Annotated in this window: 7 protein-coding genes; 5 read left to right on the top strand and 2 right to left on the bottom strand. The window is 49.7% G+C overall.

What is annotated here, in order from left to right:
* Together AB1690_01895 and pckA are read right to left on the bottom strand one after the other, a co-directional pair.
* The coding region (locus AB1690_01895) for a 6-phosphofructokinase (GenBank protein MEW6014052.1) at nucleotides 1-213 on the bottom strand (213 nt) is incomplete at its 3' end.
* A gap of 12 nt (nucleotides 214-225) precedes the next feature.
* Nucleotides 226-1,803, bottom strand: coding sequence for a phosphoenolpyruvate carboxykinase (ATP) (gene pckA, locus AB1690_01890; protein MEW6014051.1), 1,578 nt, complete (start codon nucleotides 1,801-1,803; stop codon nucleotides 226-228).
* A 197-nt stretch (nucleotides 1,804-2,000) separates the two neighbouring features.
* Here pckA and glgP point away from each other — a divergent pair, with 197 nt between their 5' ends.
* The 5 genes from glgP to AB1690_01865 all read left to right on the top strand — a co-directional run.
* The gene (glgP, locus tag AB1690_01885; protein ID MEW6014050.1) at nucleotides 2,001-4,565 is read left to right on the top strand and encodes an alpha-glucan family phosphorylase; all 2,565 of its coding nucleotides are present in this window, start codon (nucleotides 2,001-2,003) and stop codon (nucleotides 4,563-4,565) included.
* 123 nt (nucleotides 4,566-4,688) lie between these two features.
* Complete coding sequence (locus tag AB1690_01880; GenBank protein MEW6014049.1) at nucleotides 4,689-5,981, top strand: pitrilysin family protein; 1,293 nt, start codon at nucleotides 4,689-4,691, stop codon at nucleotides 5,979-5,981.
* Nucleotides 5,978-7,294, top strand: a complete 1,317-nt coding sequence (locus AB1690_01875; protein ID MEW6014048.1) for a pitrilysin family protein — start codon at nucleotides 5,978-5,980, stop codon at nucleotides 7,292-7,294. Before AB1690_01880 ends, AB1690_01875 begins: the two co-directional genes overlap by 4 nt.
* 191 nt (nucleotides 7,295-7,485) lie before the next feature.
* Complete coding sequence (locus AB1690_01870) at nucleotides 7,486-8,994, top strand: pitrilysin family protein (GenBank protein ID MEW6014047.1); 1,509 nt, start codon at nucleotides 7,486-7,488, stop codon at nucleotides 8,992-8,994.
* A gap of 15 nt (nucleotides 8,995-9,009) precedes the next feature.
* Nucleotides 9,010-10,461, top strand: a 1,452-nt coding sequence (locus AB1690_01865; protein ID MEW6014046.1) for a pitrilysin family protein, incomplete at its 3' end; no start/stop codon positions are given.

Genomic DNA, 10,461 nt, shown 5'->3' with positions numbered 1-10,461 from the left:
TATGGTACCGCCGAGAGTCAAAATACCGGAGACATCGTTGGAGGTCAGCTTTCTGTACCTGTTTTCAATCAAGCCCTCATACCCGTCAAGAAAACCGACCACTTCCATTTGGTAGTCGTTTATGGCAGTTTTGACTACCGCCCTTATAACGGCGTTGAGACCGGGGCAGTCGCCACCGCCGGTCAAGACTCCCAGCTTCATCTTCTCTGACATAGATTCCTCTGGTTATTCCAGTGCGGTTACCTTCTCCAGCTCTTTATCCTTCTTGAATTCAAGATATACTTTTTCAAACGCCGACGCAAGTTTTTGCGCTTCTGATATGTACTGCCCCTCTGACTTCCAGCCGCCCGAGGGGTCGAGAATGTCCGATGGTACATCGGGACAACTTAGCGGTATATCCAGCCCGAATACTTTATCCTGGCGATAGGCAACTTTTTTCAGATGACCGCTAAGAATGTTTCGGATAATGGCGCGGGTATGGGCGATACTTATCCTTTCGCCGGTGCCGTACGGTCCGTTAATCCAGCCGGTATTGACCAGCCAGCAGTCAACTTTGTGTTTCTTTACCTTTTCCAGCAGCAGGTTGGCATATACCGATGGCTCCAGAGCCATAAAAGGGGCGCCGAAACAGGCGCTGAAAGTCGCCTTCGGCTCCGTTACGCCTAATTCGGTACCGGCCAGTTTTGCCGTATATCCAATCAGAAAATATCGGTGAGTAATTTCCGGGGTCAGCCGAGCTACCGGCGGCAGGACTCCAAAGGCATCGGCCGTCAGCAAAATTATGTTTTGGGGATGCCCCCCGACACCGCCGGGAACAATATCTTTGATATGCGTGATGGGATAGGCGGCGCGGGTGTTCTCGGTCAGCGAGTTATCATCAAGATTTATCTTGCGACTCTCGGAATCGATGGCGACATTTTCCAATATCGTGCCGAATTTCCGGGTAGTTTCATAGATGTCAGGTTCACCGTCGGCGGAGAGACGAATCACCTTGGCGTAACATCCTCCTTCAAAATTAAACACTCCAACGTCGCTCCAGCCATGCTCATCATCGCCGATTAACCTCCTTTCCTGGTCGGTCGAGAGAGTCGTTTTGCCGGTCCCGGAGAGTCCAAAGAATATCGCCGTATCGCCGTTGCTTCCCATATTAGCCGAGCAATGCATCGACAATACCTTTTTCTGAGGCAGGAAGTAATTCATGACCGTAAAAATCGCCTTTTTGATTTCGCCGGCGTAACTGGTACCGCCAATCAAAACAAGCCGTTTTTCAAAATTGAGGATGACAAAAGCCTCGGAATTGGTGCCGTCCAAACTGGGCAGAGCATGGAAATTGGGTATATTAAACACGGTAAATTGAGGCTCGAAATTCTCCAGCTCCTTCTTGCTGGTCGCCCGGATGAACATATTGCGCACAAAGAGATTATGCCACGCCGTTTCATTTATCACTCGAACCGGCATCCGATAGCTGGGGTCCGCCCCCGCAAAGCAATCTTGAACGTAAAGATGGCGCCCCTGGAGGTACGCCAAAATACGCGAAAAGAGCGCGTCAAATCTCTCCCGCTCAAATGGCTGATTGGCCTGGCTCCACCAGATTTTGCTTTCAGAGTTCGCTTCCCTGACTATGAATTTATCTTTGGGAGAACGCCCGGTATGCTGGCCGGTGCGAACGACCAGAGGCCCCAGGTGAGCCACAAAACCTTCGTGATTCCGAATTATCTCTTCATAAAGAGCCGGAGTGGGAAGATTCCACTTCACCGACCCGAGATTGGTCAGGCCATATGACGACAGTTCTCGAGAATTCATGAGAATAATTTCCTTTCCACAATTAGGGACAATAATATCTATTTCGGCATATCTTTCAGGTTTTGTACTGCCCTTATCTAAATATTATTGTTTAAGGGCTTTTTTTGTTATAGATTTTTCCGATATACAGGCAATACGACTGTAATAGATTATACAAACAGGATGTTTGTAAGAACCACTTTTCGTATGGATGAAATATGCGTGTCAAGCAATTCTTAGTTCTGCCCAATCTGCCGGAAAGAATCACCCGGCTGCGCGAACTGGCAATGAATCTCTGGTTTTCGTGGAATTGGAATATAGTGAAGCTTTTCATAAGAATCGATTCCGAACTCTGGGAGAAATCGTATCAGAATCCGATAGAAATGTTAGCCTACCTTCCGCAGTCTAAACTGGAAGAAGTGGCTCAGGACGAAGCCTTTCTTGCCAGCCTGGACCGCGCCTACGCCGACTTTCAGGACTACCTAAAAGCGAAAAGATGGTTCGAGAAAACTTATCCCGAGCAGAAGGAAGCGCAAATTGCCTACTTCTCCTGCGAATACGGGATTGATACCGGACTGCCGGTCTATTCCGGAGGACTGGGACTCTTATCCGGCGACCATCTAAAAGCCGCCAGTGACCTGGGTGTCCCCCTGGTCGCTATCGGTCTGCTATACCGTTATGGCTATTTTCGTCAGTTCCTGTCGTCCGATGGCTGGCAGCAGGAGCGATATGAAGAGAACGACTGGTATCATATGCCGGTCACCCTCGAAAGAGACCAGAACGGCAATCCGCTGAAATTTACGGTCGATTTTTCCGGAACCCCGGTTTATGTGCAGATATGGAAAGTAATGGTCGGCATCACCCCGCTTTACCTTCTGGATACCAATATCCCGGATAATTCCAGTAAGTACCGGGAAATAACTTCAGTTCTATACAGCGGCGACAAGGATACCCGTCTGAAACAGGAAATTCTCCTTGGCATTGGGGGCGTAAAGGCGTTGCGCTGTCTCGGTATTAAGCCGGCGGTGTACCATTTGAACGAAGGGCACTCGATGTTCCTTCTACTGGAGAGAATCAAGAATCTGATTGAGACCGAGAAACTGACATTTCAGGAAGCGGTGCAGGCGGTCTGGCCCACTACGGTCTTTACCTCCCATACTCCGGTTCCCGCCGGGAATGAGACTTTTGACCCAAAATTGCTGGAGAGATATTTGAAGGGATATGTGGAAAGCATCGGGCTCACCTGGCATCAGTTTCTTTCTTTTGGAAGAGTTTTCCCGGCCGATGATAATGAACCGTTCTGCATGACCGTGGCGGCGTTGAAACTGTCGGCGTTCAATAACGGCGTATCCGAATTGCATGGAAAGGTAACGCGGGAAATGTGGCACAATATCTGGCCCAATCTGCCGGTGGAAGAAGTGCCTATCGGACATGTCACCAACGGAGTTCATTTAAGGTCATGGTTGAGCCACGACATGGTGGATCTTTTTGATACCTACTTCGGACCGAAGTTCACCCGGCAACCGACCACCTTCGAAGAATGGGACAATATACACAAGATTCCGGATGCTGAACTCTGGAGAGTTCATCAGAGGCGGCGCGAGCGGCTGGTGTTCTTTGCCCGAAAACGTCTGGTGACACAGCTGACCCGGCGCGGCGCCTCGGCGGTGGATGTTAAGTTGGCGGAGGAAGTGCTCGACCCCCAGATTCTGACCATCGGTTTTGCCCGACGGTTTTCCTCCTATAAGAGAGCTTTCCTTCTGTTTCGCGATGTCGAGAGACTAAAGCGAATTGTCAACAACCCGGAAATGCCGGTGCAGTTTATTATTGCCGGCAAAGCCCATCCGCTGGACAATCCCGGCAAGGAAATCATAAAGCATATCCTTCAGATTGCCAGTAAAGATGAATTTCGCCGCCGCATTGTCTTCCTCGAAGACTACGACATAAATATTGCCCGTTACCTGGTTCAGGGAGTGGATATCTGGCTTAATAATCCGCGACGTCCCCAGGAGGCGTCCGGCACCAGCGGCATGAAGGCGGCAATAAACGGAGCCGTAAATGTCTCTATTCTTGATGGCTGGTGGTGTGAAGGGTACAACCCCGATGTCGGCTTTAAGATAGGAAACGGCGAAATCTATGATAATGCCGAATATCAGGACAATCTCGAGAGCCAGTTCCTGTATGATGTCCTGGAACGGGAAGCGGTGCCTCTTTTTTACAAGAGAAATGGAGCCCATCTCCCCTATAAGTGGGTGACGATGATGAAAAACTCTATTGCCATGGCCGGCAAGCAATTCAGTTCGCATCGCATGCTAAAGGACTACACCCGAAAATTCTATATACCTGCCATAAACGCTTCACAAAAACTCTCCGCTGATAATTTTAACGTCGCCCGCTCGACGTCGCACTGGCTCGCCGGAATTAGCGCCAAGTGGGACAGCGTAGGAATTGAAAGCATTGAAACGCCGGGCGTGAGTGACTCTCCGAAAGTAGGCGAGCGAATCCCCATAATTCTCAAAATCAATCTGGGCGATATTAAGCCGGAGGATGTTGCGGTGGAAGTCGCCGCCGGCAATCTGAATTCGCTGGAGCAGATGAATAACTATGAAACGGTACCGGCGGTCAAGTCGGAGGATACCACTCCCCTGGCTCCCGGGCAGTATCTGTACCGGACGGAAGTGACTTGCAAGAATTCGGGGCGGTTCGGAATCGCGGCCCGTATCATGCCCAGCAACCCCCTTCTGGTGCATAACCGTCTACCCAAACTGATAAAATGGTGGTAACCTGACCGGCAGATTCCTTGCCGACAAAGCCCCAAAATCTTCAATATATCACGGCCGGGCTGCAACAAGTTGCCGCCCGGTTTCGTTTTATATCAATTAGAATAATAACTTAAGGAGTCCTGGATGCGTTTCTTTTACGTTGCGCTGGTTCTCACTTTAATAGCGGTCCCCGCTTTTGCGGGCGACGATTGGCATATCTCCACTCTGGATAACGGCTTGAAAGTGATGATTCGCGAGTATCATCAGGTGCCACAGGTCAATATCTCCACGACCGTCAAAGTCGGCGCCAAAAACGAAACCGCCTTTTTTGACGGCGCTACCCATCTGCTGGAACATCTGATTCTCTTCCGCGGAACCGAGAAAATGAGCGGCGAGGAAGTCGGCGAAGCGATGAAAAAACATGGGGCTTATTTTAACGGCTATACCTCGCAGGATTGGACCGATTTCGTGATATCGCTGCCCCGCGAGCACCTGGAATTCGCGCTGTCGATTCATTCTGACATGCTTTTCCGCTCGAATTTTAGTTCTGAGGCGATGGATGAAGAAAGGCAGGCCGTGCTGGAAGAAATTAATATAAGCGAAGACCGTCCTCAATCGAAAGTCTATCGGACGATGCTGGGACAGCTTTTCAAAGGGCATCCTTATGAGAAAAATGTCCTCGGCACTAAGGAAAGAGTTAGCAACGTGCCGCGCGATTCCGTGTACGCCTATTACAAAAGATATTATGCCCCTAACAATATGACTATGGTCATTGTCGGGGACCTGCGCGCCGATTCCGCTCTTCAGCTGGTGAAGAAATACTTCGGCTCCATTCCACGGGGTGAACTGCCCGTCGACCAATATCGACCGCCGCAGCCGTTGGCGGAGATTTCCCGTCTGGAAATCAAGAAAGACGTAAACCAGGCTTATCTCCAGATCGGGATGGTGGGCCCCAAGTCGGACAGCCCTGACCAGTATGCAGTTGACTTGATGGCTACTATCCTGGGAAGCGGCGAAACCAGCCGTTTATGGAAACGACTTAAAGATGAACTTGGAATTGTATATTCTACATCATTTGAATTTTACACCTCCAAGTATGAAGGTCCGGTTATGGCATCGGCTGTTCTCGAGCCGAAAAATCTTGCCCTTGCCGAGGAAAAAATCCGCGAGATTCTGGTGGCGGCAAAAACCGACGGCTTCACGGAAGAGGAACTCCGCAAAGCCAAAAACAACATCAAGACGCGTTATTATATTAATCATGAACGGGGGTTGGATATGGCCGACAGCTATGCCCAGTACGACTCTTTCATCGGGTACAGGTTTATTCAAAACTATCCGGAGATGATTGAGAAAACCACGCTCGCTGAGGTTAATGCGGCGGCCAAGCGCTATCTTAATACGGACTACTACACTGTAACCACGGTGGTGCCGCAATGAGAAGTAAAATAATAAGAAGTGTGCTGTTATTTGCTTTCGTGCTAATATCTCTTCCCACTTTTGCGACGGAAGTAAAATTCATGAGTGACGGGGATAGTTTCAGTCGGGCCGTGCTGCCCAATGGAATTAAACTGCTGTACAATCATGACAATTCCACCTCCCTCACTGGAATTCGGATACTGATAGGCGGAGGTATATTGACAGAGAATGAAGAGAACAACGGCATTACAAATATGATGACTAAACTCCTCTTGAAAGGGGATGAGAGGATGAATGCCGACCAGATCGCGGCCCGGTTGGAGTTCCTGGGTGCCCAGGTTTCTGCCGATTGCTTTCGCGATTACTCTGCCATATCGATTGTCGCGCTCTCGGAAAATTTTGCCGATCTAATGGAAATTATCCTTCGCTCTCTGAAGACGCCACAATTTCCCGAAGAAGAACTCAAGAAACTGAAGATTGAAGTGGAGGGCCTTATCAAGGCTGAAATCGACAATCAGACGCAAGCCTCCAGCAATCTCTTCTGGAAAACGGCATACGGCGGCAGCGGCTATGGCCTTTCCATACTCGGCACATTGCCGGTAATAAACGCCCTGACTGTTGCGGATATCCAGGCTCATTATCGGAAGCTGATTGGCGGTGATAATATTATTGTCGCCGTATCGACCGACCTGCCTCCGGACCAAATCAGTGCCATTCTTGCGCCTTTGAACCAAATACCGGCAAAATCCTCCGCCTTTAATCCACCGAAATCTAATCCGCCATCGTCACAGGAAGGATTTCTGCCCTTTGACCGCAATCAGTCGTTCATCTTTATGGGGTATCCTCTCCCCTATCCGTCTCAGAGAGAATTTGCGATAATTGGAATCCTCAATGAAATCATGGGCGCCAATGTCGGCTCCCGGCTATGGTACCTGCGTCAGAAAGAACAGCTGGCTTATTCGGTCTATACCCAGGCGATATACAGCAAATTCGGGGCGGTCTTTCGCGCCGCTATCGGCACCGATACTTCAAAAGTGCAGACCGCCCTGGCATCGCTTAAACGCGAACTGGCATTGCTTCACAAAGAAGGAATTACTGAATCGGAGCTGGCTGATGCGCGGGTCAACCTGAAAAATCGGTTGATTTATCAAATCGACAGAAAAGGGGTGCGCGCCAATTATATGGCTCTATATGAATATCTTGGGTACGGATATCGCCTGCCGGCAGAATTACTCCGGGAAGCCGAGAATATCACTCTCGCAGAAGTAAACGAATATATTAGCGCTCATTTGGCGCCGGATGGCGCATATCTGTCGATTGTCGGCAAGAAATGATTGACGATGTTTAGCGCTATGGCGCGAAAATTGTAGATTCTATCCCTTGACATTCTTCTGTCAAGGGATAATATTTTGGGTTTCGGAATTCATGAACTTGTGAATGATGGCGTGGAAGCCCATAGGAATTCTATCGAAATGTTCGCTGCGCTGAAGTCATAACTTTCATTTAGAATCATATCAGGAGGAGAATGATGAAATCACTTATGCGCCGGGCGATTGTCCCTTTGTTCCTGCTTCTAATGGCTGCGGGAACCGCATCCGCTTTCGATTTTTCGGACATTGAGAGCCGGGTGGTGGAGTTTCGTCTCAATAATGGATTGAAAGTGCTGGTATTGCCCAGGGAGGAAGCGCCGGTGGCGTCTTTTGTCACCATGGTAAATGTGGGCGGCGCCGATGACCCAAAAGGGAGCACCGGCATTGCGCATCTCTTTGAGCATATGGCTTTTAAGGGCACCAAAGAAATCGGCACCAGCAACTTAAGCAATGAGTTGAAATGGATGGCCGAGGAAGACAGAATCTTCAAACAGATTTTTGAAGAAAAGGCCAAGGGAGCCGCCGCCGACACGTCACTTCTGGCAAAACTCGAAGAAGAGTTGCAGAAAGCCAGCGATTCCGCCGGTCAGTATGTCGTGCCTAATGAATATGGTCAAATAGTGGAGCGTGAGGGCGGAGTCGGCTTAAACGCATTCACCAGTTATGATGTAACCGCTTACCATATGAGTTTTCCGGCAAACCGTTTGGAACTCTGGATGGCGATGGAAGCTGACCGTTTCACCAATCCGGTTTTGAGGGAAGTCTATAAAGAGAAACATGTGATTGCGGAAGAGCGCCGGATGCGCACTGAATCCTCTCCGCAAGGGAAACTGGTCGAGGAATTTATCAGCGCCGCTTATAAAGCCCATCCTTATCATAACTCGCTGGTCGGTCATATGTCCGATATCATGAACTACAATCGGATGGACGCCCTTCAGTTCTTCAAAAGATACTATGTGCCGTCAAATATGGTCGTAGTCATTGTCGGCGATGTCCAGCCTGAGAATGCTCGTCAGCTTGCCGAAAAGTATCTTGGCAAAATTCCGGCCGGCCCGAAACCGGCGCCGATTTTGACGGAAGAACCGCCGCAGATATCGGAAAGAAGAATCACCGTGAGAGACAAAGCGCAGCCGGTATATCTCTGTGGTTTCCCTATTCCCCATTCCACCCATCCCGACCTGCCGGCGCTGGAAGCCCTGGCTGACTATCTGGGTCAAGGACGCACCTCCCAGCTGTATAAGAGCCTGGTCAAAGAGAAGAGACTGGCAATACAGGCGGTTGCCTTCGCCGGCTTCCCGGGCGTCAAATACCCCTCGTTGTTTGGAATCTACGCCATGCCGGCGAAAGACAAGACCAACGCCGAAAATGAACAGGAGATTCTTGCGATTATAGAAAAGGTTAAGAGCGAGTTAATACCGGCAGAAGAGGTAGAAAAAATTAAAGCTCGCGCCAAAGCCAATTTGATAAACAGCATGACCGGCAATGAAGATCTGGCGATGGCCCTGGCGACGTATGAGATTGTCAATGGCGGGTGGCGGAAATTATTCAATGCCATGGAAAAGGTCGAATCCTTAACCCCGGAAGATATCAAACGAGTGGCTAATCAGTACCTGGATGCCAGCCGCCGGACCGTTGGCATGCTCGAGCCGGAAGAAAGCAATTAAGAGGGAGTAAGCAAAATGAACTGGAGATTTCTTACAATCATCGTTATGACGGTTGTCCTCGTTGCTTCGGCTCTAAACTCATTCGGAGCGCAAAGGACTATCGACAAAATCAAATTCCCGCCTCTCAATGAGGCGAAGATGCCGGCTATCGAGAAAGTGGTTCTGGATAATGGTATGACCGTTTATCTGCTGGAGGATAAGGAGCTTCCTCTCGTCAATGCCCGGGTCAGACTGGCTGCCGGTGAATATCTAAGCCCCGCGGATAAGATTGGCTTGGCGAATATTATGGGCGAAGTGATGCGAACCGGCGGCACCGAAAAGATGACCGGCGATGAGATTGACGCCGCCCTGGAGGCAATCGGGGCATCCATCGAGGTCAATATCGGCAGCACCAGCGGTTCGGCAAGTATGAATATACTCTCCGATTATACTGATACCGGACTGCAACTTCTGTCCGACATTCTCCGCCGTCCCGTCTTTACCCAGGATAAGATTGACTTGAAGAAAACGGCGGTCAGAACCGGCATTGCGCGCCGCAACGATGAACCCCTCGATATCTGCCTGAGGGAATTCCGCAAAATAATCTATGGCAAAGATTCGCCTTATGCCCGCCATACTGAATATCTCACCGTGGATAATGTCGGGCGCGATGACCTGGTGGCTTTTCATAAAAAGTATATTACTCCTGAAAATGCCATGCTGGCAATCTGGGGCGATTTTGATAAAAATGAAATGCTGGCGAAAGTTAAGCAATATTTTGGAGATTGGCCCCAGGGTGAAGGGAAAGTGCCGAAACTTCCCGATGTCAAATATGACTTCAAGCCCGGAATACATTTTGTAAATAAAGACAATGTCACCCAGTCATATATATTGCTGGGCCATATTGGCGGTTACACCGCTGACCCTGACTATTTTGCGCTGCTGGTCATGAACAATGTCCTGAATAGCTCCTTTGGGGGACGGCTGTTCAACAATGTCCGCAGCAAACAGGGTCTGGCTTATTCGGTAGGCGGAGCCTATACTTCCAATATCGTTTACCCGGGGGTCTATTACAGTTACTGCTTCACCAAGTCAGAATCGACCGTCAAAGCGACCCGCAGTGTGATAGATGAGATCAGGAGAATCCAGACGGAGCTGCCGACCCCGGAAGAGATGCGGATGGCGAAAGACGGATATCTCAACTCGTTCGTGTTCAATTTTGAAGATAAAGGGGATATCATTAATCGAATGATGGAATATGACTACTTCGAATTCCCCAACGACTTCCTCTTCAAAGTGAAAGCAAATGTGGAGAAAGTGACGCCGCAGGATGTTCAGGCGGTGGCAAAGAAGTGGCTGCGGCCTGATGCCCTGCAGATTGTCATTGTCGGAAAAGGCGCGGAATTTGATGAGCCTTTAGCCGCTTTTGGAGCGGTTGACACTATAGATGCAACCATTCCGACCGGGGAGAAGAAGGCTGCCGCGGCA

It is taken from the genome of Candidatus Zixiibacteriota bacterium (genome assembly GCA_040753495.1).
GTDB lineage: Bacteria > Zixibacteria > MSB-5A5 > GN15 > PGXB01 > DYGG01.
This window is presented reverse-complemented; position numbering and strand designations above follow the sequence as displayed.

What these genes read in the sequence shown, in the direction of transcription:
- pckA (MEW6014051.1), bottom strand. Translation starts at nt 1,803, where the DNA reads ATGAATTCTCGAGAACTGTCGTCATATGGCCTGACCAATCTCGGGTCG.
- glgP (MEW6014050.1), top strand. Translation starts at nt 2,001, where the DNA reads ATGCGTGTCAAGCAATTCTTAGTTCTGCCCAATCTGCCGGAAAGAATC.
- AB1690_01880 (MEW6014049.1), top strand. Translation starts at nt 4,689, where the DNA reads ATGCGTTTCTTTTACGTTGCGCTGGTTCTCACTTTAATAGCGGTCCCC.
- AB1690_01875 (MEW6014048.1), top strand. Translation starts at nt 5,978, where the DNA reads ATGAGAAGTAAAATAATAAGAAGTGTGCTGTTATTTGCTTTCGTGCTA.
- AB1690_01870 (MEW6014047.1), top strand. Translation starts at nt 7,486, where the DNA reads ATGATGAAATCACTTATGCGCCGGGCGATTGTCCCTTTGTTCCTGCTT.